The following is a 23,975-nucleotide window of genomic DNA, read 5'->3' on the forward strand; positions in this document are numbered from 1 at the left end:
GCCCTCCATATCCAGAGTGAGGTCTTTTTCACGAGCAATATCGGCCGTCAGATCAACGGGAAAGCCGTAGGTATCGTACAGACGAAAAACCGTTTCGCCCGGAATCACGCTACCTGCCAACCCTTCGAGATCCTGTTCGAGGATACGCATACCCTGATCCAGGGTTTTGGCAAACTGCTCTTCCTCGTTAAGCAGCGCTTTTTCAATACGCGCCTGCCCCTTAACCAGCTCGGGATAGGCCCCGCCCATTTCTTTTGCCAGCGGGCCAACCAGCTTGTGGAAGAAGGCGTCGGTCGCACCGAGCTTATTACCGTGGCGCGCTGCGCGGCGGATGATGCGGCGCAACACATAGCCGCGCCCTTCGTTGGACGGCATAACACCGTCACTGATCAAAAAGGCACAAGATCGAATATGATCGGCAATAACGCGCAGCGATTTGTTCTCCAAATCGCTGGTGCCGGTCACCTCAGCGGCCGCGCCAATCAGGTTTTGAAACAGGTCAATTTCGTAGTTACTGTGAACGCCCTGCATTACCGCGGCAATACGCTCCAGCCCCATGCCGGTATCAATAGAAGGGTTTGGCAACGGACTCAACTCGCCGCTGGCATCGCGATTGAACTGCATGAACACCAGGTTCCAGATTTCAATATAGCGATCGCCATCGTCATCAGGGCTGCCGGGCGGGCCACCGGGGACATCCGGGCCGTGATCGTAGAATATTTCCGAGCTGGGGCCGCAGGGACCAGTGTCCCCCATCTGCCAGAAGTTGTCCTCGTCCAGTCTGGAAAAACGCTCTGCGCTTACGCCGAGCTCTTTCAGCCAGATATCGGCGGCCTCATCGTCGGACACATGCACGGTTACCCAGAGTTTTTCCGGGGGCAGTTTGAATTCCTTGGTCAGCAGCTCCCAGGCAAACTGGATGGCCTCACGCTTGAAGTAATCGCCAAAGCTGAAGTTCCCCAGCATTTCAAAAAAGGTATGGTGGCGAGCGGTATAGCCGACATTTTCCAGGTCGTTGTGTTTGCCGCCGGCACGCACACAGCGCTGCGAGCTTGTGGCACGAGTATAGGGCCGCTGGTCATCCCCCAGAAACACATCTTTGAATTGCACCATACCCGCATTGGTAAATAGCAGGGTGGGGTCATTGCCCGGCACCAGCGAGCTGCTGTCGACAGGAGCGTGGCCCTTGCTCTCAAAATACTTCAGAAAGGCGTCGCGAATTTCAGCGCTTTTCATTCGGAGTCCCGTTATCTCATCTATAGTCAGATACAAAACACCCGCCGGGGCCTTAGGGCTCGTCCGGCAGGTGTTTGAGTGAATTCAAAAGTGGCGGAGTATAACGGAACCTGCGGCACTTGTATCGCCTACAGCCCGCGCTCCTACAGGGTTTCAGCCCAGTTTTTCGTCTGCGGTCAGTTGCCGGGCCTCAGACTCGAGCATCACCGGGATACCGTCGCGCACCGGGTAGGCTAGCCCACTGGCTTTGCACACCAGCTCATTTTTTTCTTCATCGTATTGCAGCGGCGCCTTGCTTACCGGGCAAACCAGAATTTCCAGCAGTTTTTTATCAATCATTCCTACTCTCACTGAGCCGACTGGCCCGTTAATTTTGCGGCGTATTGCCCGACGCAGCCCCGGACTGAGCAGGCATTGGCCCCACGTGTAATACGGGGTCAAGCCGCACATTAAACCAGTTCATACGCCAATCCAGGTGCGGCCCGGTCGCACGCCCCGAGGCCCCTACTCTCGCAACCGGCTCACCCTGACGAACCGCCTGCCCTTCCTTCACCAGCACTTCGCTGAGATGAATGAAGGTGGAAGAAATGCCATAACCATGATCCATCACCAGCGTGCCGCCGGAAAAATACATGTCCGGATGAGCCAATCGCACGATTGCGTCGGCCGGTGCCACCACCGGCGTGCCGGTGGGCGCCGCCACATCCACACCATAGTGGGGGCGACGAGGCTCGCCATTATAAACACGCTGACTGCCGAATACACCTGTGATTGGGCCCTGCAAGGGCCAGATAAAAGGCTCGGCGAAAGCCAGGCTTCGGCTAACCTTGCGCCGGGCGGCACTGACCATTGCACCCTCCTGCCGAATGCGATCAAGCACCTCCGGCGGCGGTGTCACTGTATTTTGGGGAACGCCCTCGATCCGCTGAATATCATATTCGCGCTGGCGAATCTTAAGAGCCTGTTCGCGACACGCATCCCCGGCGCAGATTTTCAGGGTCGCAACCGGCTTGGCGTCGCGATCAAAACCAAAGGCAAAAAGCCCGTTGTCGGTCAGTCGCAGGGCCTTACCGTCAAGCAAGACCTGTTCGCCGGGCTGGGCCTGACCAATCAACAGGCCGCCCTGCGCAAGCTCGCCGCGCAATTCTACAGCGTGGCTCGCTACCGCCCAAAGCCCAATAAATACAGCCAGACAAAATCGCATATTTCCCTCATGATGCTGTCGTTAAAACCGGGAGGATACCGTTAAACTAGGAGCCTGTGTTTTCCAGGTATTCAGGAGCCTGCATGAGCCGCTACCGCCCTCCGCGACCAAGAAGTTCAGCTTACATTACCGCCGAAGGGGAAAAAACCTTGCGCGAAGAATTGCGTCAGCTGTGGAAGGTAGAACGCCCGCAAGTAACTGCTGTGGTGCATGAAGCTGCCAAGAACGGGGATCGCTCCGAAAACGGAGACTACATCTACGGCAAGCGGCGACTGCGTGAAATTGACAGCAGGGTGCGCTTTCTCACCAAGCGACTGGATGATCTAACCGTGGTAGACCGCCCCCCGGCAGACCGCAGCAAAGTGTTCTTCGGCGCCTGGGTAACCCTGGAGGATGAGGCCGGAGAAACAATGGAGTACCGAATTGTTGGCCCGGATGAGTTCGACCTGAAAGCACGCAAACTCTCGATGGACTCACCACTGGCCCGAGCCATGCTGGGAAAACGGCTGGATGATGAAGTGGTACTGCAGGCACCCGACGGCGTTCGGCAATACTACCTGGTCGGTATACGCTACGAATAGCTGCACACCCCACCATTTCTTGCCGCGCAGAAATAGAAAGGACATGATTGCCGCCGCACATCCAGCTTTCACACAAGGCCTTGCACGCTAAAACGCATCGACAACTCAAATAAGGCGGCTCACCGCTTGCTACTAGTCAGTATCTGAGCCGACGACGACAAGGAGCGCAACGTGAACGTGTCATCCGATCTGCAGCATCGCCAATTCACCAGTGACAATATTTCCGGCATTGTTCCCGAGGCGATGAACGCACTGATTCAGGCTAATTCGGGCCACGCTCTGCCGTACGGCAGCGACCCATGGGTCGCTGAACTGAACCGGGAAATACAGCGCGTATTCGACACCCAATGCAGCACCTTTCCCGTGTTCAATGGCACCGGCGCTAATGCACTCGCGTTGGCCGCGATAAGCCGCAGCCATCACTCAGTTATGGCTCACCAGTCAGCCCATATAGCGGTAGACGAAGTCAACGCGCCTGGCCTGATGGGCGGTGGGCTGCGCATTGAAACCATCGCTGGTGAAAATGGGCTTATTTCTCCCTCGGCACTGCGCCACCGCATTGGCCAGGCGCGGGGCATACATAGCTCCAAACCCGGCGTGCTTAGCCTGACACAGGCAAACGAGCTAGGACTGTGTTATCGCCCGGAGCAGATAGCCGAGCTTTCCGCCATTGCCCGCGAACATGACATGGCCGTACATATGGACGGTGCGCGCTTCGCCAATGCCGTCGCAGCTCTGGGCGTAACACCAGCCGACATCACCTGGCAAGCTGGCGTGGATGTACTTGTGTTAGGCGGTACCAAGCTCGGCCTACCCTTCGGCGAGCTCGTCATCTTCTTCAATGAGGCGTTGGCCAGAGATTTTGAATGGAAGCGAAAACAGGCTGGGCAACTCGCGTCCAAAATGCGTTTTCTCGCAGCCCCCTGGCTTGGGGTATTAAAGGAGGATTGCTGGCTGCACTACGCCGCGCAATGCAATGCCAAGGCACAAGAAATCGCCGTTCGCGCTGCCGCAATCCCCGATATTCAGCTGGCCGTTCCACAGCAGACCAACGCCGTTTTTCTGCAGCTCAACGATGCCCAACAAACTGCCATGTTTGAGCGCGGCTGGATACTGATCAATCTGACTGAAGAGAGCGGTGTACGGATACTATGCTCCTGGGATATCACGCAGCGCGATATCGACGCGTTTATTTCCGATCTGGAGCAGCTGTGATTTAGCATACCGCTGCAAAACGCCGCATCTCTAAGCCTGCTAAGCTCAGCTCAATCTGGGTGCGCTGGAACGCTTACGCTCAGCGCGCAGATTAATCCAAATGCCGGCGAGCATTATGGTCGCACCGGCAAATACCCAAAGGTCCAGCATCTCGTCAAAAATCCACCAGGCCAGCAGCGCAATCAGCGGCAAACGCAAAAAATCCATCGGGATAACGACATTGGCAGGCGCCAACGAAAGTGCCTTGGTTAGGCAGTAATGGGCAGATAGTGCTGCGATTGCAATTGATACCAAACAGGGCCACTGCCATGCCGGGGGCACAATCGGGTCGAATATGAATGCAATTGCCGCCATCGGCAGCTGCAAAAAATTCATCAACACCAGCACTGACAACGGCGAATCTGTGAGCGTAATTTTGCGAGTCAGCGTGTGAGCAATGCCAAAGGCGAAAGCCCCTATCAACATGACCACCGTACCGTGCTCTACCGGGACCAGGCCCGGCCGCACGATTATCAACGAACCCAGAAAGCCAAGCGCGACGGCCGCTAGCCTTGGCGGCGTTATTTTTTCATCCAGCAACAAGGCCGCAAACAATAGCGACCAGATCGGCACCGTAAATTCCAGCGCGAATACTTGCGCCAACGGGATCAGCGAAATAGCAACAAACCAGGCGTATTGCGCCGCAAAGTGCACGCTATGTCGAACCAACTGCGTTGCCGGCTGCCTTACTATCAGTCGGTGCCCCCCTATCAAGGGCAAGCAACACAGTAACACTCCCGAGGCGACAATATTGCGATAAAACATCAGCTGCAGGGGGGTTAGATCGCTCAGCACAATGCGAGCCGCGATGGCCATCGCCGAAAACGAAGCGATGGCACCGGCCATCCAGGCCGCCGCCCGCAAAGGATTATTCATGGTGTTTCGTCAGAAAAGGTTTTGAGGTATTCAATCACATCCGCGCGATCCTGTGCATCAGGAATCCCCAGACTCATCATCGTGTTGCCAGGCAAAAACTTTTGCGGGTCAGCCAGCCATACATTCATTAATTCCGGCGTCCAGACGAAATCCGCCTGCTTCAGGACCTCACTGTAATACGCAAAGCCGCTCTGGCTACCCACGCGTTTATTGAAAATATTCCACAAGCTCGGCCCATTGTTGTGTCCAACGGACTGCTCCGGATAGTGACAGGTTCGGCACGGGCCAAACGTGAGCATACCGCGCTGCGCATCCCCTGCCGGCAACTGCGCCTGTAACGTGGCACTCAAGCTGAACAGCAATAGCAGCAGGATTCTCATACCCCAGCCTCCGTCGCATGTTTGCCCGCGCGACGGCCAAAGAACGTACCGTCACCGACAGAAACCCCACTGGCTACATAGGGCGCTACCGGCAATCCCGCACTCGTGCGGCCAGCCGCATACAGGCCCGGAATCGCCTCATTCCAGCTGTTGAGTACCTGGCTGTGCGTATTGGTACGCAGGCCACCGAAGGTATGCGCCGGAAAAAATGCCTTGTCGACACTCAGGTCATAGGCCACAAAAGGGGCCTGCCTGAGCGGGCTCAGATAATCGGCAACCTTGCCAAACAGCGGGTCGCGGCTTTTGCTCGCATTTCGGTTGTAGTAATCCACGGTCTCTACCAAAGCTCGCTCGGGCAGCTTCAGTTGTCGCTCAAGCTCACCAATTGACGAGGCGCGCGCCACTTCGCGAACGCGGTAGTCATCATAGCCATATTGGCTGACCTTATCGGCTATCAGCCAAGCCTGCCCGCCTTGATGATAGGCGATTTGATGCCCCAGAAACGCATGGTAATGGTCCTCACCAATAAAGCGCTGTCCTCGACGATTCACAACCACACCCTTCAATACATGGTCAGGTAGATACAAAGGCATAATCGCGAAGCCGTGATGCATTTGAGCAGTTGTCGCACCAGCGGCAATTCCCATTTGAATCCCCATGCCCTGGTCTCCAATATTGCCCCAGGGCACCGAGCATTGGGCAAGCTCCGGCGCATGCACCTCAAGCATTTCACGGTTGTGAATAAATCCCCCCGCTGCGAGGATCACGCCGCGTTTGGCTCGCAGCTGCCTGGTTTTGCCGTCCATCTCCACCTGCAAACCCGCCACGCGACCATCACTTTCGGTAATCAGTCTGCGGCAAGTTACCCCGGTGAGGTACTTCGCACCCGCAAGCTGTGCGGCAGGAATCAAGGCCTCCATCAGACTGCGCCCGCCCGTCCAGCCGGCATGCCCCGGCACGTGCCCCCTCGGTGCAGGCCGGGCCAATGCTGCGTACTCTCGCACCTGCTCCGAACCCGAGTAGTAAAGGGAATCAACCGTACCCGGCAAACCCTTCACCTCGGTAAATGAAGGCTCATAGTGAACCCCATGAGCAACCAGCCAATCAAAATGCTCGGGCGACTGTCGACAATACAGGTCAATCTTGTCCTGTTGTGCATACAGACCACTGGCCGCCAGCAGATAAGAACGCATAGCCTCAACCGAGTCTTCTATACCACAGGCCTTCTGCAACGCCGTGCCGCCGCCGCAGTAAACCACACCACCCGACATGGCCGACGAACCGCCAAGTTTTGGCAGCATTTCTAACACCAGAACAGTAGCGCCGGCCTGAGCGGCCTCAATCGCGGCCGCCGTTCCGGCCGCTCCGGAGCCGACAACCAACACATCGACACTGGCGAACCAGGATGTAACGCTGCCACTTGGCAGTGTGGCTGCAAGAGAGGCAAGAGGCGCGGTGGCTGCGCCAGCGAGAAGCGATCGTCGAGTAATGGTGGACATGTTGTACGGATTCCGGCCACAAACGCTGGCACTCAACAATACACTAACGGTGGGGGAAGGTGGGGACAGGTAAGACAGGCCTCAGATCAAGCTATTAAACCAGACTTATAAAATGTGGAGCCCGAACCCCCCAGCGTCAAACCGCCCCTGACTTTTCAGGATAGTTCCTGCCTACTCCGCCAACCCCGGCAGCGAATTGGCTAATGCGGACGACCTTGCGGTTTCGAAACCGTAAGTCGATGAGAGATTGCCCCTGAAAAATCCCAACACACATCAACCCCTGTAGGCTGTCGGTCTGAAATAGTATTCCGCACACAGTTAAGACCGACCCCATTTCGCAATTACTGTGCACAACGAGCTTCAAATTGTGTTATTCAAGGAGATGCGATAACGCACCTCGCTTTCTATATATTTTTGCCAACTGCTAGGATTTAACATGGAAAAAATTATCTACGCCTTGTGGAAACATGACTCGCAGTCAGGCGATGAGTTCCGAGAAATATTGCTCACGCAACTGGCACCTGCATTGAGACGCGAAACAACCCACAACATGCGGCTGTGCGTGTCTGACTCTGACGTCAGTCCTGCTGCGAGCTATCGCATTGAAAATGCAAAACCTGTTGCTGACGCGATACTGTCGCTGTGGCTCGACAGCTCGGTTTACCGTGAGAGCATCGAAACAGAGATTGCAAAGCATACAACGCGCTTTGCCGGCTATCTGGTGACTGAGTCTGAACCACTCATAAATGCCACCCACCCTCCAAAGCAAGGCGAGCGCACCGTGGGAATGAACCAGGTGGTCTTTCTACAAAAACCTGATCGATTGACTTTTCAGGAGTGGATTGAGATCTGGCACGGCAGTCACACGCAAATAGCCATCGACACCCAATCGACCTTTGGCTATCGGCAGAATGTGGTGGCCAGAGCGGTGACCGAGAATGCACCACCTTGCGATGCCATTGTGGAAGAGAATTTCCCTGAAGCTGCCATTTATGGGCGCGAAGCATTTTATGACGCCGGTGACGACGCTCAGCTACTACAACAGCGAGAAACCCAGATGATGGAAAGCTGCGCGCGCTTTATCGACTTCGACAAAATTGACTGTATCCCTATGAGCGAATACGTTATAGGCTAGTATTGTAAGCAGTAAATAAGAACAAGAGTAATACTCATGCTGATTCTCTCGCTTATTTGGGCCTGGATCGCCTGGAACGTGTACCGGCCGTGGCACGGAAAACCCGAATCCTTTGGCGTGATCAGCTTTGCCTTTGGGCTGTTAGCCGGCGAGCTGCCACTCCACTTTGTCGCCGTTGAGTTTCTCATCACTATTGGCTTGATAGCCGCCGATGGACTACACGGCTTACTGGACGCATCAGCCGTACTTATCGCCGGCGCGTCGTGGCTTGCGCTGGCCCAGTTTCACAACCAGGCCGACGGCGCGCGCGAGGAAGTACTGGACGCCGCCCGCCAGGCCTTGGGTGACGATTTTGCCGATAAGATCCCTGCGCAGCGTCGCCGCACCATCCCGCCTGGGCCTGCACCGGGCCAGATTATCCAGCCCTTTGGCTATCAGGTGCCCGGCGTTAAACGGGTGCGCAATGTGGCCTATTTCAGGGAGCACGAAACCGAACTCAAGCTCGACATCTTTCATCACGAAACTCAGCCACCCAACGCGCCTGTTCTGGTGCAGATACATGGCGGCGCCTGGATTATCGGAAACAAAGATCAGCAAGCACTGCCGCTGATGGGACAACTGGCCAGCCGAGGCTGGGTCTGCGTAACCCTCCAATATCGCCTGAGCCCCGCAGCCACATTCCCAGACAACATTATTGACTGCAAGCGCGCGCTGGTATGGATCAAGGAAAATATCGCCAATTACGGGGGCGACCCCAATTTTATCGCCGTAACCGGCGGTTCGGCCGGCGGTCACCTCTCGGCTCTACTGGCACTGAGCGCAAATAATCCGGACTTTCAGCCCGGCTTTGAAGACAAAGATACCTCGGTACAGGCGGCTGTTCCCTTTTACGGCATATATGACTTCACCAACAGTCAGGAACAACGCCAGCACCCCGGACTGGAAAACTTGTTAACCAAGCATGTCTTGAAGTGCTCCCTTTCTGATAACCCGGAACTATGGCGCCAGGCATCACCGCTTTACCACGTTTCGGACAAGGCCCCGCCGATGCTGCTAATTCACGGCGAAGGCGATACCCTTGCGCCCATCGCCGAGTCACGCGTGCTATACAAAGCGCTGAAGGAGATACCGGGTGTACGGGTTGGCCTGGCTGAGCTGCCCTATGCTCAGCATGCTTTCGAACTCTGGTATTCACGGCGGAGCGTACAGGTTATCTGCGCCTTGGAATACTTCCTCTCAGCGCTGCACGAAGAACACCTAAAGCGCTAGCAGATTGTGCGGTTGACGGCGCCGCTATACACTGCGGCGATGCTTTCCACTGTTCCCAACACCCCCATACAGCTGCCCAACGACCCGGGCACCTCGCACGCCTATCGCCTGCTCGACGAACTAGGTATTGCCGTGCGCGCCCCCAAAACCAGTGATGACACACTTGGCTGCTGGGCGCGCTCTGGCGCCATGTGGCTTACCGGAGATCGACAGCCACTGGAAATTCTCTCTCCACTGGCCAGTTCGGCGCGTGGCGCACTTCTGGCACTGCAAAGCCTGTCACCACTGCTGCAAAAGACGTTTCCCGCCACATTCTCGCCGGAATGCCTACTGGGAGAACGCGCAGCCATTGCCGGTTACCGGCGCAACGGGAACAGAAATTGCGGCAACAGCAGCGAATTACTGTCAACCCGCAACGGAGTTGTTGCCCTGAACCTTCCCAGACCGGAAGACTGGGAACAATTGCCCGCGCTGCTGTCGCGCGGCACTGCAGCCAATTGGCCTCAGGAAAACAATTGGGCGCAGCTTGGTCAGTGTCTCGCCCAACAAAACACAGAAGATCTTCTCGAACTTGGCCAATTGTTAGGCATCGCCGTGGCCAACGCAGCAAACCCCGAGCCGCCAGCCAGTTGGCTAAAACACCTGCACCCCAGCGTGGCTCGCCCTCCCAGTCAACCTCCCCTTGTTGTTGATCTGTCTGCACTGTGGGCCGGACCACTGTGCGGCAGCCTGCTCAGCATGACTGGCGCCCGCGTTATCAAAGTGGAGAGCCGCAACCGACCGGACGGCGCGCGGCTTGGTCCACAACCTTTTTTTGACCTACTGAACGGCGGCAAATCCAGCTTGGCGCTCGATCTGCCAAACGATGCGGGCATATTGCAGGCGTTGCTGCAGCAGGCCGACATTGTGATTGAAAGTTCTCGTCCACGGGCGCTGCGCCAGATGGGCATCGACGCCGTTCAACTACTACACCAAAAGCCCGGTATGATCTGGACCAGCATTACTGGCTACGGGCGTGACCGGGAGCTGGCCATTGCCTACGGTGACGACGCAGGTGTCGCCGCAGGACTGAGCAAAGAGTTGTTTGAGCTCACAGGCCGCTATCTGTTTTGCGGTGACGCGATCGCCGACCCACTGACCGGGCTGCACGCCGCAGTCGCCACCTACGCACTTTGGCTCCAAGGCAAAGGCGGTTTGCTGGATATCAGCCTCTGTGCGGTCACTCAGTACTGTCGGCAACACCCCACCGAGCCAACCTCAGCCGAGAGGGCCGAGGCCAGACAGAGGGCACTTACCGCCCCCCGGATTGAAGCCGCTGCGCCGCGAGCGCGCAAACCAACAACCGCCGCAAAGGCGCTGGGCGCCGACAACCGGCAATTGCATCAGGAACTTAACCTATCGTGCTGATCAGAAACCTCTCGTCGCTCGACGGAACCCGTTTTGACATGCGCTTTGAGCAGAGAATTCAAGCGATCGCACCCACGCTTGAGCCACAAACAAACGAAAGCTGGTTTGATGCGGCGGGACGCCTCGCCTTGCCAGGTTTGCACGACCACCACTGCCACTTTCTCGCCTATGCGGCGTCACTGGCATCGGTCGACTGCGCTGGGGCGGCCCACGAGCAGCAAGCGGCACTTCTCGACCACCTGCACGCTGCCTTGCCGAAACATTCAGGTGGCCTTCGCGCCATTGGCTACCACGAAGGCAGCGAGTCACTGCTTGACCGACATATACTCAATCGCGTCAGTGCGGAGGTTCCGATCCGGGTGCAGCACCGAACCGGTCGACTCTGGATTTATAACGATGCTGCAATAGCGCAACTCGAACAGCGCCCCCCTGATAGCGCAGAGCGCGATGACCGCGGCGAGCTCACCGGACGTTTCTTTCACATGGACGACTGGTTGCGAGAACACTTCCCAAAACCGCTGCCAGATGTGGCCCATGCTAGCCAGAAACTGGCCGCGTACGGCATTACCGGGCTCACCGATGCGGGCCCGGACAACGACAACAGCACGGCAGCGTTATTTCAAGATTTACAGGAGGAGGGGCGGCTGTCGCAGAGAATAACGCTGATGGGCTGCGCTGACCTGCAATTTACCAGTACTGACTTCTTACGCCAGGGGCCTTGTAAGATCTACTTGAAGGAAAGCGCGCTGCCATACCTTGAGGGTCTCTGCGCACTGATCGCCCAGCAACATCAACGCCAACGCGCGGTCGCCTTTCATTGCGTAACCGCTGCCGAATTGCACTTTGCTCTTGCCGCGCTGACAGACGTTGGCGCATTGCCGACAGACCGCATTGAACACGCCTCACTATGTGATGACGACGCGCTAGCAATCATTAAGGGTCTGGGGATTAGCGTTGTCAGCCAGCCGATTTTTATCGCCGAGCGCGGCGATCGATACCGCGCCAGTTTTTCCGACGACGACCAACAGCTGTTATATCGTGCCCGCAGTTTTCTAGACGCCGGCATACCGTTCGCCGCAAGCAGTGACGCACCGTTTGGCAACGCGAATCCCTGGCAATGCATGCGTGCCGCCACCTACCGGAAAACACCGAGCGGGATCACGTTAAATGCTGCTGAGTCGTTAACACCAGACATGGCGCTACAGATGTATCTCGGGGAGCCCAGCGATCCCGGTCGTTGTCAGCGCCAACTGGGACCGGGCGAGGCTGCAGATTTTGTCGTACTGAGCCAGCGCTCATTCGGCCTGGATACCCTGCCTGAGGTATTCCAGACCTACATCGACGGGCACTGTGTCTTTACCAGTGACAACGACAGCGTGATTTAAGCTTCAGGGAGCTGAGCATTCCGTGCAATAGGCATACATTCCGTTAGGATCACGCATCTGCAGAAAATCCCGAACCAGGCCCGACACCGGTGACCACCAGCCCGGCACGGCAACACGCGCACTCAGGCCAGTTTGCTCTAACAAGTGATTAACCAACGCTTGCAGTGGAGGAAGTGTCGGACTTACCCATTGCCGTCGATATTGGGTTAGACCGGCAAGATTGGCCGCAGATTGAATCGCATCTTCCAGGCTCCCTAGCTGATCAACCAAACCGAGTTGACGGGCATCTTCGCCAGTCCACACACGCCCTTGTGCGATCTTGTCTACCTGCTCTGGCAGCATGTCGCGACCTTCCGCAACCACAGACAGAAACTGTTGGTAACCGTGCTCAATACCCGATTGCAGCGCGCGTTTAACGACCGGATTCAGCGGCCGATCTACTCGCAGCCCACCGGCAACTTCGGTAGTACCTATACCATCGGTGGCAATACCCAGCTTGGCAAGGCTGCGATTGATCGTGGGGAACGCTCCGAATATACCGATGGAACCGGTTATGGTGGCAGGTGTTGCCCAGATTTCATCCGCATCTGCGGCTATCCAGTAGCCGCCAGAGGCTGCCGAGCTACCCATGGAAACCACTAGTGGTTTGCCGCTTTGCTTCAATAGTCGAAGCTCCTGCCGGATTTGTTCCGAAGCAAACGCCGAACCACCGCCACTATCGATACGCAACACCACCGCTTTGATGGCATCGTTTTTTCGCGCCTTGCGGATCAACTCGGAAAAACTGTCACCACCAATACCATCGCCCACAACCTCGCCATCAGCAATCACACCCTGCGCCACCAGCACGCCAACGGCATTGGTGTTTGCAGCGTCTAGCGCTTCCGTTAACGCAAGATATTGGCGGTGGCTCACACGATAGTAGTCACCATCCTCATCAATCCCTACATTGTCGCGCATCAGTGCGCCCCACTGATTTTCAGTGACCAGCCGGTCTACCAGCTTTTCTTCAAGAGCTGCGCGAGCCAAATTTCCCTTGTAGCTGGCCATTACCTCATCAATACGGTTGACATAATGGTCGAGCTGCTCGCGCTCAAGGCTGCGATTACTGGCCACGTTCTGGCGATAATTTCCCCACAACTGACCTAACCATTCCTCGTTGGCCGCCCGCGCCTCTTCTGACATGGAGTTGCGCACGAAGGGTTCCATAGCTGACTTGAACTCACCAACCCGGAACAAATGGAAATCAATGGCCAGTTTTTCCAGTGCATCGCGGTAGTAGTTGCGATACACCGAAAACCCTTCTATGACGACACCGCCCATTGGATCTAGGAAAACCTCGTCAGCACTACTGGCCAAAAGGTAAGCATCCTGATCATACGCTGCAGCTCTGGCCAGGACCGGGCGTCCGGTCGCCTTAAATCGCTCCAGTGCAACCGCAAGCTCGGAAGATTTGCTCATGCCGATATGTTCAAGATCGTCCAGCGACAACACCAGCAGCGCAACTCGCTTATCCATGACCGCTCTGTCGATCGAGTCGATTAAATCCTGCAAGCGGGTTTCGGCTACTGTTTCTCCCTGCACCAACTCCGACAGTGGATCAACCGGACTCAACTGATCAACCACCAGACCGTCGATATCCAACTCAAGGGCAAACCGTTCAGGCAGCTCCGGTCCACTCGCAAACAGCGCGAATAGCAGCAACACCAACAACAGCAAAAATACTGCATTCACCAGAAAGCGGCGCAAACCTTCGAGAAACGCGCCAATCCGCCTGAAAAAACCCTTTCGTTCAGCCATACACCCTCACTGTTCGGTTGTCGCCAGTCGCCAGGCCTGCGCCTGCCAGCGAATTGTCAGCATCGCAGACACAAAAACGCAGACAGACAGCGCCACTTCAATATCGTTAATCCACAATCGCAGAGGCGACATCGCTTCGGTCACTGCCATCATAAAGTACAGCAGACAGACAAAACATAACCAGGCGATCTGCCGCAAATTACGGCGATGCATACCCCAGGCAAAACACAGCAGAGGCACAATGCGGATCAACCAGATGGTGACGCTGGGCTGTCGCCCCTCCTGATGCAGCCACCAGGTCGTCAGGGTCAACACGACAATCTGCGCCCAAAAACTGATCACCAGCACCCACCAGGCGATATCCGCCTTTTTCTGCAAGCTCATGAGTTCAATTTCCCTGCTATTTGCGCCACACGCTCACCAAGTGCTCGACACAGCGACAACTCGGTTTCATCCGGCGCTCTATTGTTCATACCACTGACATGCGAGGCACCATAGGGCGTACCGCCGGTCGTGGTCGCCGACAGTTCCGCGTGGCTGTAGGGCAAGCCCGCCAGCAGCATGCCGTGATGTAACAGGGGGATCATCATACTGAGCAGGGTACTTTCCTGGCCGCCGTGAAGCGAATTGCTGGAAGTAAACACCGCCGCTGGCTTGCCGATCAGTGCACCACTGAGCCACAACGCAGAGGTGCTGTCGATAAAATACTTCAGCGGCGCCGCCATATTGCCAAAGCGAGTCGGACTCCCCAGTATCAAACCAGCGCAATCGCGCAGATCATCTTCCGTTGCATACAGATGACCGTCATCGGGAATAGCTGGTTCAGTGGCTTCGCATACCGTGGATACCGGTGGCACCGTCCGAACCCGGGCAGCTAATCCGGCCTGCTCGACACCCCGCGCGATGTGGGTAGCCATCTTGCGACACGCGCCGTACCGGCTGTAGTAGAGCACCAGCACAAAATCGCTCATGCAATTAGATCCAGCGCATTCTCCGGAGGACGCCCCAATACTGCTTTATCCCCCTTGATCACAATGGGCCGCTGGATCAGCTTGGGGTGGGCACACATCGCCGCAATCAGGTCTTTTTCGGGCAGGCTTTTATCGGCCAGCCCCTCACTTTTGTATGCTTCCTCACCCGTTCGCAACAGCTCTCTGGCGCTGATGCCCAGCTTTTTAAGCACAGCCGTCAGCTCTGCTGGCGTCGGCGGACTGTCCAGATACAGTACCTGCTGGGGTTCCACACCATGCTCCTGCAGTAACTGGAGGGTCTGACGGGACTTCGAACAACGGGGGTTGTGATAGATGGTTACCACCTGCGCTACCTCATCTAATACTTTGTATATTCAGACTTTTACCAAGACTTGGCGTCTGCCGGCAAAGCGGGCATTATACACAGCGCAGTCATCCCCGGCAGAACCTATGCGCACGCTGATATTCACACTTTTGACAAGCTTCACCCTCGCCGCCTGTGATAACAACAGCTTACCCACCACTGATCCAACGGTCAGTTTCAGCCCAAATCAATCCAACCCGCACTGGACAGTGATCAATTACTGGGCGAAATGGTGCGCGCCCTGTCGCGACGAAATTCCGGAATTGAATGCCTTTGCAACAGCACATGCAGACCAGGTTCGGGTTCTTGGTGTGAATTACGACGGCCTGCAGGGGGAAGAACTGAATGCAGACATCGAAGCCCTCGACATCCGCTTTCCAGTCTTGCTAGATGATCCGCATCGGGCGCTGGCTATCGAACGCCCCACTGCACTACCCAGCACCCTGATCATCTCGCCTGACGGTGCAATTCGCGACATACTGCTAGGTCCTCAAACCGAGGCCAGTCTAAAGGCGGCCATGACCACTGCGGACAACCCCTGATGGAACGCTGCCGGTTTCTGGTCAAGGGGCGCGTTCAGGGCGTTGGCTTTCGGGCCCACTGCCAGCGTCTGGCGCTCGCCGAAGGCTTGTGCGGCTGGGCGATAAATTGCCCGGACGGCAGCGTAGAAATTCTACTGACAGGCGACGCCGCCGCCATCGCCCGCACGCGTGCACTAATTATCGCGGGCCCACCCTTGTCGCGCGTCGACGAGATTGTCGAACTGAACACCAATGACGATGAAGATCCGCTGGATTTCCAAACCGGTTAGCCCTGCATTAGCGCAGTACGCAGGCGCGTTTTTACGCGCGGGATTTCGCTACACTTTCCGCCAAGGCACTGATACACTTCAAAAACCTAGAGTAACTGGACATTTTTCCCCGTTGGTTTACATTAACCGGGTGGAAAGAATAATAAAGTTACGTGTCAGGGCGTACTCAGTGCAGCGACATACCAAACTCTAATAGTTCGTCGTTACACCGAAGCAGAGTTGTATTAAACAATACCAATAATGACGCCAGACACCGGATGTTTTAGAGGCTTATGAACCGTTTTATTGCTGCTACGCTGCTTGCTGTTGTCACGCAGATATCCCTTGCGCAAACCCAATTAGATGGAATGACTTTGCGCGGGCTGGCTGTCTACCAACAGCTCAGAACCGATTACTATATCGCCGGTTTATACCTGCCCTCGCCTGCAGTTGAACCCAATGATGCGTTCTACATGCCGGGCCGAAAACGCATGGATCTTAGGGTAGTCGCAGAATCCTGGAGCGACCGCCGTTTTACCCAGCAGTGGAACCAACTGATCCTGATCAACAATTCACCGGATGTTCAGAAAGCCCAGTCCGACAACATCATCGCTTTTGGCAAAATGCTCAAAGACGATTTGAAAGCTGGCGACCACCTGACGATCGATTACCTGCCAGAGCAAGGCACAGAAATAAAACTCAATGGCACCACGCTACTGAAAACTGATGACCCCGAATTTTTCAACCTGCTGCTGTCATGCTGGATCGGCGCCCGGCCACCATCCTCTGCGTTTAAAAACGACATTCTGCAAATGCCACAAGAGGAGAGCGGCACCGCTTTGCTCGCCAGTTTTGAGATCGCCGCACCCAGCCAAGCCCGCATAGCCGAAACCAAAAGCTGGGCTGCCGACGTCAGCACGACTCGTCAAGCCAAACCAGTCGAAGCGCCGGCACCACAAGTGTCGGAAAAACAAGCCGAAGCAGAGAAGCTGGCAGCTGAGCAAGCACGCCGGGAGGCCGAAGCCGAAAAGGCGCGTCAAGCGAAACTGGAGCAGGAACGCTTGCGCAAAGAAGCCATTACCAAAGCGCTGGCAGCCGCTGAAGCCAAAGCCAAAGCCGCAGCACGCTCAAAAGAACTCATTAACGAATACAGCTCAAACATGGTTCGCGCCAGTTACCAGCACGTGCGCTACCCCAAACGCGCCCTCAAGCTTAACCAGCAAGGCACCGTATTGCTGGAAGTAGTTATCGATCGCGATGGCAATCTAGTGTCGTCCAAAGTGATTCAGAGCTCGGGCTACGGTGCACTGGATGCCGCTGCTGTTACGGCCGTTGAGAAAACTGCGCCGTTTCCCGCCATCCCAGACGGGATAGCTGGCGGTCAAATCGAATTCACGCTGCCCTTCACGTTCCAGATTTCAAGCTAATGCCGCCTTATAGTGCTCACTCAGTGATTTACTAAAACAGACAAACACCACACTCTCCACCACAGCGTGACGGCGAACCGTGTCGACGGCAATGGGAACCGCCAGCTCAACGGGATAACCGTATACGCCACAACTGATCGCGGGGAATGCCACGGCGCGGCAATTGTGTTCGGCGGCCAAGGCGAGGCTATTTCGATAGCAGCTGGCGAGCATATCCGCCTCCCCGACCTGACCGCCCTGCCACACCGGCCCTACGGTGTGAATGACATAACGCGAAGGAAGCTGGAAGCCGGGGGTAATTTTCGCTTGACCGGTTTCGCAGCCGCCGAGTTTTTTGCAGGCTTCCAGCAAGGCCGGACCCGCAGCCCGATGAATGGCACCGTCGACACCGCCGCCGCCCAGCAGGCTGTTGTTGGCGGCGTTGACGATAGCGTCTACCGGCATTTCGGTGATATCGCCCACAACCACCTCAAGCTGCACAGCTACACTCCTATGCTTGCCAGCTTCACCATAATATCGTTCAGAATACCCGCCATCGTCGGGTGCTCCGCTTCAAAGTGCGACACCATATCTTCCAGACGACCAATCAGGCCAACCTGCTCCGCATCAACACTCGACCCAGTGCTGAGCTCCAACTCGATGTCTTCCAGCAGGCCCATCAGGTTGGCCTTCTGGCTATGCCCCACTTCCAGCTCATCGATCTGCTGCTGCAGCTCTTCGAGTTGCTCGTGAATATTGCGTTTGTCCATCAAGGTACTCCAAAAAGGGACAGTCAGGAAAACCGCCCCATCAATACCACCAGCATAACAACTCCAACCTGTGAAATCACGACCGCCGATAGTCTCCCGGGGCGCGACCGGTCCAGCGTTTGAACGAACGATGGAAGGCGCTTGGATCAGAAAATCCCAGTAGCTCGGCCACATCACTCACTGTCAATTCCGCATTCTCCAGCAGGCTGATCGCCAGTTCCCGACGCTGCTGATCCTTAATCCGCTGGTAAGAGGTCCCCTCGCGATCAAGCCGACGGCGCAGGGTACGCTCCGACATATTGAGTTGATAGGCCAACTCCTCAAAGGTCGGAAGCTCTCGCTGAAAATCGTTACCCAGCAACCGTCGAATCCGCGCAGCAACCCCTCCCTCTGACACCATCGGCTTGATAACCACATGGTAGGGCGCCAGTTTCAAAAAGCGCTCCAGCTTCGACTCATCCTGCGCAATAGGCGCTTGTAGCACCGCTTCGGAAAACTCGACCCAGTTGCTATCTTGGCCGAAGTCCACTGGACAGTGGAAAAAATGATCCACACCACCGCGACGGTTTGGTTCCTGGTCAGCACAGCCAGCGCGTAGTATTTCAATTGGCTGGTCGATCAACCAGGAGCAAAAACGCATCCAGATTGCAAGACTATAAAGCACGCTAACCTGCAGACCCGGCGTTTCCGCAGCGCCTGACAAATAACACAACCTTGCCGTTTTACGCTCGGAATCGCGCACCAATTCATGGACTACACGATGATCACCCCGCTCCCGGCATGTCGCATTGAAATCCATGGCTCGCTGCAGCGCCTGACCGAGATTTCGGCAGTTGATCATGCTGTAGGCGAGTAGACGCGTTCCACCCAAAGGTGTGCTAACCCCTGGCAGAAATCCCCCTGACTCATCGTCAATCGAACGAAACAGCGCAAGACACAGCCGACTGTACTGCTCAACACTAACCGGCTCGGTGACATCGTCGATCAGCGGATTACTGCGCAAACCAGCAGCGTCCAACAAAGCCTGCACGTCGCGGCCAAGCGTCTTGGCCTGCACCAGCACAGCTTTTACAAATGCGACCGGCACACGTTCGAGAGCTTCAGCGTTGCCTGCCACACCTTCAAGCGGCGGTTGCCCGGCAGTCATAAGGCTTGAGGTCGCAGCATCAGATACCCCTTCACCGTCTTCACAACAGAGCCTCGGCAGTCGCACGTAAGCTGTCAAACAACGACTCACAGCGATTCAGGTCGCTCCGGCACTGGCGCAGACCCGCTTCAGCCTCCTGCAGCAGATTGCCCACGTGTCGACCGACGGCCGGCTCCAACTCCTTGCGCTCAATTGCCAGCGCCAGTATCCGGCGGGCAGACCACAATTGACTCTGGATACCATCTAAAAAGAGGGTATTGCGATTGGCCGCGAGGGTATCAAGCCACTGCAGGGCCACGGTTAATTGCGCACTGATGCTAACCGGCGAGAGCGCATAGATGCCGCCGCGCGGGCGCGACTGACGCACACTTTTCGGCAGCAACCACTGATAGCCCCCATAATGCGCAACACTGCTCTGAGCCGATAATAGATTCACATAGAGATCACCGGTTGGGCTGATACTAACCACACCCTCACTGGAATCTGGCAACCGCCATTTCTCCAGCACGGTGCCGTCGGAAGGATCAAGCGCCACCAGATAGGTTTGCACCGGATGTATAAAATCACGCGACAGCAGATTGATTTCATAGCCGACGAGTAAAGTGGTCCATAACAGGCCGTTGCTTACGGTGACAATACCGTCTACATAGGCGTCAGGGCGTCCGCGACTGCCTACCAACCCCAAGCGTGGCCAGATTTTTTTATGTTGCGCCCGCGCCCACTCCCGGTAATTGTTGCGCCACAAGGTTTCGCCAGTCATGCCGTCGACGGCAATCAGCTGATCGCCGCCATGAACATATACAACATTATCCGGCCCTACCGAGGGAGAGGCATCCTGGCCACCCAACGCACGCTGCCAGAGTTTTTCGCCGGTATCACTATTCAAAGCGTAAAGAATTCCACCACCGCCAACGGCGTACACCAGACGACCGTCTGGCGACAAGGCCGGGCTCGTGCCACTTTTGGGGGGCACTGACGTCGCAAAGGCGATACGCAGCTCACCCTCGGTATCAATGCCGTAGAGACGACCTTCGCCACCGCGCTCACCGGTTGCGGTGATATAGATCCGTCCAGACTGGGGGTGAACCGCCGGCGTATTAGTGACCACATGGCGATAGCCGCGCAGCAGATCCCAACTCTGCTGCCGCAACCGAGCGTCCATCAAACCGCCCCCCCACAATGCATCGGGGATATCGCCGCCCTTTGGTCCCGGTTTGCCTGGCAACACCAACACCGGCATGGCCAGAGTGCCGGTATCGCGATCAAACAGAGCTACCCGACCATCGGCAGAAACACCGCCGACATATTCCCCAACAATAATGGCCGTTAGAAATGGCTCTCTGATGTCATGCGCAGCGAGATCGGCCGTCCAGCGCACAGCTCCGCCGCCCGTAAACGACCATAGCTGGTTGCTGTCTGACACATAGACATTGCCACCATCATCCAGTACCGGCGCACTGAACAGCGCCTTGGCGTCCAGATCATCTGGCGACATCTGCGGTGGCGAGGCCCACAGCAACTCCCCGCTACGTGACAGCGCATGCAGGTGCGAGTAGCCCTTACCCCGACCGGTAGTTACATACAGCGTACCGTCGGCAGCAATACTTGGCGCCGCCCAAGACACCGCATTCTTCAGCGCCAGCCACTGCGGCTGCAGCTTGGTGCTCACCGCCAAAGGCACGTAATCAGAATTGCGAGAATCGCCGTGCAGAGAGGCCCAGGTGGTCTGCGCATAGCCCGGCGCACTGCGCGACGAGAACACATCCGCAGCAATCGAAGACGCATGAACAGAAAGCAAACAAATACCCAGTACCACGCGCCAACGCATGATTTTGTCCTTATAAGAAACGATTATCATCGAAAAAGAGACTTGCTCCGTAGAAAGCGCTTATCGTGCAACAACCGCACAACGCTTGAGAAGACCGGATAAACCGGTCAAGCTTACCGAGGTTGCTGCCACTTTTAACTGAACGCGAACCACGCCGACCTCGTACGCGCCAACATAAGCGCGCTTTCTGAACGGCCTGATTACACGTTGCATACACACCACCAAGCATATTCGATTTTTGAGGGGACTGCATGGATACCAACGCACTGCTAGAGCAAGTCACTGCATTTACAATGGATTACGGCCCACGCCTGCTTACCGCGATCGGTATTCTTATTGTTGGCTACTGGGTGGCCAAGATTGTCAGCGGACTTTTGGTGCGTACGCTCAATGCGCGAAGTATAGATCCCACCGTCAGTACGTTTGTGGGCAAACTCCTGTTTGGCACCATTATCGCCGTAACTTTGATCCCCGCACTGGGTCATGCTGGCATTCAGACCACCTCCATCCTGGCCGCCCTTGGTGCCGCCGGCTTGGCCGTCGGCCTGGCCCTGCAGGGTTCACTGTCCAACTTTGCCGCTGGCGTGCTGCTTATAGCCTTCCGCCCTTGCCGCGTGGGTGACTACGTGGAGGCGGGTGGCTCAGCTGGTACGGTAGAATCCATCAGCCTGTTTTCTACCATGCTGATGACACCTGACAACAAGCGCATCATGATTCCTAACTCAAAAGTCATGTCCAACCCGATCACCAACTACAACGCCAAGCCAACACGGCGCGTAGATCTGGTGATCGGTATTCCTTATAGCGCAGACATCGCCAGAGCCAAGGCATTGATCCAAGAGGTTTTGTCACAGGAAGACCGCATCCTGCCTGAGCCTGCGCCACTGATTGCCGTTCGCCAGCTGGCGGATTCTTCAGTAAACCTTGTGGTTCGCCCTTGGGTGAACGCATCAGACTATTGGGGCACCCACGACACCCTGCTAGAGAAGATAAAAATTGCGCTGGACGAAGCCGACATGAGCGTACCGTTCCCACAGATGGATGTGCATTTCCATCAGGATCAGGCTTAACGCTCACCCTGAGAGTTAAAATCTGCACGGCACTCTTTTGCAAAATCTGGTAGCCTTCGCGCGCCTGTGAAGGTTACCCCTTACAATACGATTCACGAATGGAGAAAACATGCCCCGTTTGATTCACTTTGCCTTGCTAATGGCACTTTGCACATCCGCTGTAGCCCAGGAAGGCGATTCCCCCTGGAGCGGCGATGCCGAGCTCGGTTTTGTGGCCAGTGAAGGCAATACCGACGCCAAGAGCATCACCGCCAACGGCTCATTGATCTGGGAAGAAGGCAACTGGAAAAATGATTCCCAGATGCAGACGCTCAATACGGAAAGTGAGGGCGTACGATCAGCAGAACGCTACTTTGTGTCCAATCGACTGGCTTACACCTTTAGCCCGCACAACTATCTGTTCAATTATATTGCCTGGGAAGATGACCGATTCAGCGGCTACAAATACCGCGCGACCATCGCTTTCGGTTATGGACGGCGAATTATTGAACAACCAGATATGCTGTGGGACGCTGAAATCGGTCCCGGTTATCGTAAAGCTGAGGAGCTAAGCGAAACCGGAGGTGCCACTGAAGAAGATGGCATCTTGCGCGCGGCCTCTAACTTCCGCTGGAAAATTTCGCCAACGGCCACTTTCGAACAGAAACTGTCGGTAGATCACGGTGCGGAAAACACGGTGTCCAAATCCACCACATCGATCAAAACCACCGTCAAAGGCGGCGTTGCCCTTAAAGTGTCCTACATGGTGCATTACACGGACAATGTTCCACAAGACAAGGTTCACGCAGACAAACAGACCACCGTAACAATGGTCTACAGCTTCTAAGACGGGAGTTCAGCTAAGAGCTAAAAGTAAGAGCGCTCGCCTGACGAGCGCTCCGCCCACTCAAAAAACCCACGCAATTAACAACCACATCACTAGAAAGAACGAAAAAAAGCCTGCAAGCATAAACTGCAGCTCGCCTATCAGACCATCACCGGCAGCGAAGGCAAACACCACCATCACCACCACTGTGAGAAAGAAGGAAAGCACGGCCGCATCGCGCATGCCAAGCCCTGGCGTCAATTGGGTTGCGGCAAACTCTGCCGCCAGTGGCCACGCCAGAAAGGCCGCAACACCGAGCAGCGCAATCAGAACAACGAACACCACGAGCAACTTCAGCGCGGCGTTGCTCTCGTCGGCGTCGCTCACTGCTCACCTTTAATTATGTCGCGAAATTCCTGTGGGCGTGGCATACCGCGAGCGTATATTTCCGCCTCGTCGCCAGCCGTAAACACCGACACGTCTCCCACACCTAACATACGGTTCATAAACGACTGATACACCTTAACCGTGCGTACAGTTCTGACATCTACCTCTGTGCGATCCTTGCTGAGGAGCCCCTGCTCCAAACAGATTTCCCCGCCGCTAATCTGCAGCTTGGTTGCCTTGCATTTCATATACCAGACCAAGAAGATAATTATGCCGATACCTACCGGCACCAATATCAACGACCCGATAAATGCAAAGGGGCGAGCACGAAACATGACGGGGTGTTCGCTGTAATTCAGAGACACGAAAGAACTCCTTGATGGTTTTTAATTTCTTATTTGAGTCTATGCC

27 protein-coding genes are annotated in these 23,975 nt (G+C 55.9%); 11 read left to right on the forward strand and 16 right to left on the reverse strand.

Annotated elements, in window-relative coordinates; genetic code table 11:
* The 3 genes from alaS to ABYP39_RS07345 form a co-directional block, all read right to left on the reverse strand.
* Positions 1–1,236 (reverse strand): alanine--tRNA ligase (alaS, locus tag ABYP39_RS07335; protein ID WP_372781814.1); only part of this gene is annotated, 1,236 nt, incomplete at its 3' end.
* A 153-nt stretch (positions 1,237–1,389) separates the two neighbouring features.
* Entirely contained in the window at positions 1,390–1,575 is a 186-nt protein-coding gene (locus tag ABYP39_RS07340; RefSeq protein WP_372749204.1) for a Trm112 family protein, read from the reverse strand.
* A 28-nt stretch (positions 1,576–1,603) separates the two neighbouring features.
* Positions 1,604–2,440 (reverse strand): M23 family metallopeptidase, encoded by an 837-nt coding sequence (locus ABYP39_RS07345; RefSeq protein ID WP_372781816.1) that lies wholly within the window; start codon positions 2,438–2,440, stop codon positions 1,604–1,606.
* Positions 2,441–2,523: 83 nt separating this feature from the next.
* Between ABYP39_RS07345 and greB the strand changes: the two genes are divergently transcribed.
* Entirely contained in the window at positions 2,524–3,021 is a 498-nt protein-coding gene (greB, locus tag ABYP39_RS07350) for a transcription elongation factor GreB (RefSeq protein WP_372763920.1), read from the forward strand.
* A 171-nt stretch (positions 3,022–3,192) separates the two neighbouring features.
* Positions 3,193–4,236 (forward strand): low specificity L-threonine aldolase, encoded by a 1,044-nt coding sequence (locus tag ABYP39_RS07355; protein ID WP_372781818.1) that lies wholly within the window; start codon positions 3,193–3,195, stop codon positions 4,234–4,236.
* 45 nt (positions 4,237–4,281) lie between these two features.
* On the opposite strand, the gene ABYP39_RS07360 is transcribed toward ABYP39_RS07355, so the two are convergent.
* Genes ABYP39_RS07360 through ABYP39_RS07370 form a run of 3 tightly spaced genes read right to left on the reverse strand, consistent with a single transcriptional unit; the run spans position 4,282 to position 7,030 of the window.
* The gene (locus ABYP39_RS07360) at positions 4,282–5,151 is read right to left on the reverse strand and encodes a DMT family transporter (RefSeq protein WP_372781820.1); all 870 of its coding nucleotides are present in this window, start codon (positions 5,149–5,151) and stop codon (positions 4,282–4,284) included.
* Positions 5,148–5,531: a cytochrome c family protein gene (locus tag ABYP39_RS07365; protein ID WP_372748818.1), complete on the reverse strand. Its 384-nt coding sequence runs from the start codon at positions 5,529–5,531 to the stop codon at positions 5,148–5,150. Before ABYP39_RS07365 ends, ABYP39_RS07360 begins: the two co-directional genes overlap by 4 nt.
* A complete protein-coding gene (locus ABYP39_RS07370) occupies positions 5,528–7,030 on the reverse strand; it encodes an FAD-dependent oxidoreductase (protein ID WP_372781822.1) in 1,503 nt (500 codons plus the stop codon). The genes ABYP39_RS07365 and ABYP39_RS07370 overlap by 4 nt, the downstream gene beginning before the upstream one ends.
* A 436-nt stretch (positions 7,031–7,466) precedes the next feature.
* Between ABYP39_RS07370 and ABYP39_RS07375 the strand changes: the two genes are divergently transcribed.
* Genes ABYP39_RS07375 through ABYP39_RS07390 form a run of 4 tightly spaced genes read left to right on the forward strand, consistent with a single transcriptional unit; the run spans position 7,467 to position 12,226 of the window.
* The gene (locus tag ABYP39_RS07375; RefSeq protein ID WP_372781824.1) at positions 7,467–8,165 is read left to right on the forward strand and encodes a hypothetical protein; all 699 of its coding nucleotides are present in this window, start codon (positions 7,467–7,469) and stop codon (positions 8,163–8,165) included.
* Between the two features lie 36 nt (positions 8,166–8,201).
* Positions 8,202–9,434 (forward strand): alpha/beta hydrolase fold domain-containing protein, encoded by a 1,233-nt coding sequence (locus ABYP39_RS07380; protein ID WP_372781826.1) that lies wholly within the window; start codon positions 8,202–8,204, stop codon positions 9,432–9,434.
* Positions 9,435–9,446: 12 nt separating this feature from the next.
* The gene (locus tag ABYP39_RS07385) at positions 9,447–10,841 is read left to right on the forward strand and encodes a CoA transferase (RefSeq protein ID WP_372781828.1); all 1,395 of its coding nucleotides are present in this window, start codon (positions 9,447–9,449) and stop codon (positions 10,839–10,841) included.
* Complete coding sequence (locus ABYP39_RS07390) at positions 10,835–12,226, forward strand: amidohydrolase family protein (protein WP_372781830.1); 1,392 nt, start codon at positions 10,835–10,837, stop codon at positions 12,224–12,226. The genes ABYP39_RS07385 and ABYP39_RS07390 overlap by 7 nt, the downstream gene beginning before the upstream one ends.
* A 3-nt stretch (positions 12,227–12,229) precedes the next feature.
* Here the strand turns inward: ABYP39_RS07390 and sppA are convergent, their stop codons facing one another.
* The 4 genes from sppA to arsC are packed head-to-tail and all read right to left on the reverse strand — an operon-like array spanning position 12,230 to position 15,341.
* Positions 12,230–14,026 (reverse strand): signal peptide peptidase SppA, encoded by a 1,797-nt coding sequence (gene sppA / locus ABYP39_RS07395; protein WP_372781832.1) that lies wholly within the window; start codon positions 14,024–14,026, stop codon positions 12,230–12,232.
* 6 nt (positions 14,027–14,032) lie between these two features.
* Complete coding sequence (locus ABYP39_RS07400) at positions 14,033–14,410, reverse strand: DUF2069 domain-containing protein (protein WP_372750341.1); 378 nt, start codon at positions 14,408–14,410, stop codon at positions 14,033–14,035.
* Positions 14,407–14,997 (reverse strand): NAD(P)H:quinone oxidoreductase, encoded by a 591-nt coding sequence (gene wrbA, locus ABYP39_RS07405; RefSeq protein ID WP_372750340.1) that lies wholly within the window; start codon positions 14,995–14,997, stop codon positions 14,407–14,409. The genes ABYP39_RS07400 and wrbA overlap by 4 nt, the downstream gene beginning before the upstream one ends.
* Positions 14,994–15,341, reverse strand: coding sequence for an arsenate reductase (glutaredoxin) (gene arsC, locus ABYP39_RS07410; protein WP_372750339.1), 348 nt, complete (start codon positions 15,339–15,341; stop codon positions 14,994–14,996). The genes wrbA and arsC overlap by 4 nt, the downstream gene beginning before the upstream one ends.
* Before the next feature lie 106 nt (positions 15,342–15,447).
* On the opposite strand from arsC, the gene ABYP39_RS07415 reads away from it, so the two are divergent.
* The 3 genes from ABYP39_RS07415 (at position 15,448) to ABYP39_RS07425 (ending at position 17,578) form a co-directional block, all read left to right on the forward strand.
* Complete coding sequence (locus tag ABYP39_RS07415; RefSeq protein ID WP_372750338.1) at positions 15,448–15,903, forward strand: TlpA disulfide reductase family protein; 456 nt, start codon at positions 15,448–15,450, stop codon at positions 15,901–15,903.
* A complete protein-coding gene (locus tag ABYP39_RS07420; RefSeq protein WP_372759478.1) occupies positions 15,903–16,172 on the forward strand; it encodes an acylphosphatase in 270 nt (89 codons plus the stop codon). The genes ABYP39_RS07415 and ABYP39_RS07420 overlap by 1 nt, the downstream gene beginning before the upstream one ends.
* A gap of 272 nt (positions 16,173–16,444) precedes the next feature.
* Complete coding sequence (locus tag ABYP39_RS07425) at positions 16,445–17,578, forward strand: TonB family protein (RefSeq protein WP_372781834.1); 1,134 nt, start codon at positions 16,445–16,447, stop codon at positions 17,576–17,578.
* Here the strand turns inward: ABYP39_RS07425 and ABYP39_RS07430 are convergent.
* The 4 genes from ABYP39_RS07430 to ABYP39_RS07445 all read right to left on the reverse strand — a co-directional run bounded on the left by ABYP39_RS07430 (position 17,570) and on the right by ABYP39_RS07445 (position 21,302).
* Positions 17,570–18,058, reverse strand: coding sequence for an O-acetyl-ADP-ribose deacetylase (locus ABYP39_RS07430; protein WP_372781836.1), 489 nt, complete (start codon positions 18,056–18,058; stop codon positions 17,570–17,572). The two genes, ABYP39_RS07425 and ABYP39_RS07430, sit on opposite strands and share 9 nt — an antisense overlap.
* Before the next feature lie 2 nt (positions 18,059–18,060).
* Positions 18,061–18,327: a DUF4404 family protein gene (locus ABYP39_RS07435; RefSeq protein ID WP_372750568.1), complete on the reverse strand. Its 267-nt coding sequence runs from the start codon at positions 18,325–18,327 to the stop codon at positions 18,061–18,063.
* Positions 18,328–18,403: 76 nt separating this feature from the next.
* Positions 18,404–19,552, reverse strand: a complete 1,149-nt coding sequence (locus ABYP39_RS07440; RefSeq protein ID WP_372781838.1) for an AraC family transcriptional regulator ligand-binding domain-containing protein — start codon at positions 19,550–19,552, stop codon at positions 18,404–18,406.
* A complete protein-coding gene (locus tag ABYP39_RS07445; RefSeq protein WP_372781840.1) occupies positions 19,515–21,302 on the reverse strand; it encodes a PQQ-binding-like beta-propeller repeat protein in 1,788 nt (595 codons plus the stop codon). Before ABYP39_RS07445 ends, ABYP39_RS07440 begins: the two co-directional genes overlap by 38 nt.
* A 251-nt stretch (positions 21,303–21,553) precedes the next feature.
* Here ABYP39_RS07445 and ABYP39_RS07450 point away from each other — a divergent pair, with 251 nt between their 5' ends.
* Positions 21,554–22,372 (forward strand): mechanosensitive ion channel family protein, encoded by an 819-nt coding sequence (locus tag ABYP39_RS07450; RefSeq protein ID WP_372758827.1) that lies wholly within the window; start codon positions 21,554–21,556, stop codon positions 22,370–22,372.
* Positions 22,373–22,481: 109 nt separating this feature from the next.
* On the forward strand, positions 22,482–23,198 hold the full coding sequence (locus ABYP39_RS07455; RefSeq protein WP_372748228.1) for a YdiY family protein: 717 nt from the start codon (positions 22,482–22,484) through the stop codon (positions 23,196–23,198).
* 60 nt (positions 23,199–23,258) lie between these two features.
* On the opposite strand, the gene ABYP39_RS07460 is transcribed toward ABYP39_RS07455, so the two are convergent.
* Positions 23,259–23,564 carry a hypothetical protein gene (locus ABYP39_RS07460; RefSeq protein WP_372748229.1) on the reverse strand — a complete coding sequence of 102 codons (306 nt, stop codon included), beginning with the start codon at positions 23,562–23,564 and terminating at the stop codon, positions 23,259–23,261.
* Complete coding sequence (locus tag ABYP39_RS07465; protein ID WP_372748230.1) at positions 23,561–23,929, reverse strand: PH domain-containing protein; 369 nt, start codon at positions 23,927–23,929, stop codon at positions 23,561–23,563. Before ABYP39_RS07465 ends, ABYP39_RS07460 begins: the two co-directional genes overlap by 4 nt.
* Positions 23,930–23,975: the final 46 nt, after the last annotated feature.

The organism is Litorivivens sp., from assembly GCF_041625495.1.
In the GTDB taxonomy this organism is placed as follows: domain Bacteria; phylum Pseudomonadota; class Gammaproteobacteria; order Pseudomonadales; family Spongiibacteraceae; genus Litorivivens.

Coding starts and splice junctions, on each gene's coding strand:
- ABYP39_RS07340 (WP_372749204.1), bottom strand. CDS start 1,575: ATGATTGATAAAAAACTGCTGGAAATTCTGGTTTGCCCGGTAAGCAAG.
- ABYP39_RS07345 (WP_372781816.1), bottom strand. CDS start 2,440: ATGCGATTTTGTCTGGCTGTATTTATTGGGCTTTGGGCGGTAGCGAGC.
- greB (WP_372763920.1), top strand. CDS start 2,524: ATGAGCCGCTACCGCCCTCCGCGACCAAGAAGTTCAGCTTACATTACC.
- ABYP39_RS07360 (WP_372781820.1), bottom strand. CDS start 5,151: ATGAATAATCCTTTGCGGGCGGCGGCCTGGATGGCCGGTGCCATCGCT.
- ABYP39_RS07365 (WP_372748818.1), bottom strand. CDS start 5,531: ATGAGAATCCTGCTGCTATTGCTGTTCAGCTTGAGTGCCACGTTACAG.
- ABYP39_RS07370 (WP_372781822.1), bottom strand. CDS start 7,030: ATGTCCACCATTACTCGACGATCGCTTCTCGCTGGCGCAGCCACCGCG.
- ABYP39_RS07375 (WP_372781824.1), top strand. CDS start 7,467: ATGGAAAAAATTATCTACGCCTTGTGGAAACATGACTCGCAGTCAGGC.
- ABYP39_RS07380 (WP_372781826.1), top strand. CDS start 8,202: ATGCTGATTCTCTCGCTTATTTGGGCCTGGATCGCCTGGAACGTGTAC.
- sppA (WP_372781832.1), bottom strand. CDS start 14,026: ATGGCTGAACGAAAGGGTTTTTTCAGGCGGATTGGCGCGTTTCTCGAA.
- ABYP39_RS07400 (WP_372750341.1), bottom strand. CDS start 14,410: ATGAGCTTGCAGAAAAAGGCGGATATCGCCTGGTGGGTGCTGGTGATC.
- wrbA (WP_372750340.1), bottom strand. CDS start 14,997: ATGAGCGATTTTGTGCTGGTGCTCTACTACAGCCGGTACGGCGCGTGT.
- ABYP39_RS07415 (WP_372750338.1), top strand. CDS start 15,448: ATGCGCACGCTGATATTCACACTTTTGACAAGCTTCACCCTCGCCGCC.
- ABYP39_RS07420 (WP_372759478.1), top strand. CDS start 15,903: ATGGAACGCTGCCGGTTTCTGGTCAAGGGGCGCGTTCAGGGCGTTGGC.
- ABYP39_RS07425 (WP_372781834.1), top strand. CDS start 16,445: ATGAACCGTTTTATTGCTGCTACGCTGCTTGCTGTTGTCACGCAGATA.
- ABYP39_RS07435 (WP_372750568.1), bottom strand. CDS start 18,327: ATGGACAAACGCAATATTCACGAGCAACTCGAAGAGCTGCAGCAGCAG.
- ABYP39_RS07445 (WP_372781840.1), bottom strand. CDS start 21,302: ATGCGTTGGCGCGTGGTACTGGGTATTTGTTTGCTTTCTGTTCATGCG.
- ABYP39_RS07450 (WP_372758827.1), top strand. CDS start 21,554: ATGGATACCAACGCACTGCTAGAGCAAGTCACTGCATTTACAATGGAT.
- ABYP39_RS07455 (WP_372748228.1), top strand. CDS start 22,482: ATGCCCCGTTTGATTCACTTTGCCTTGCTAATGGCACTTTGCACATCC.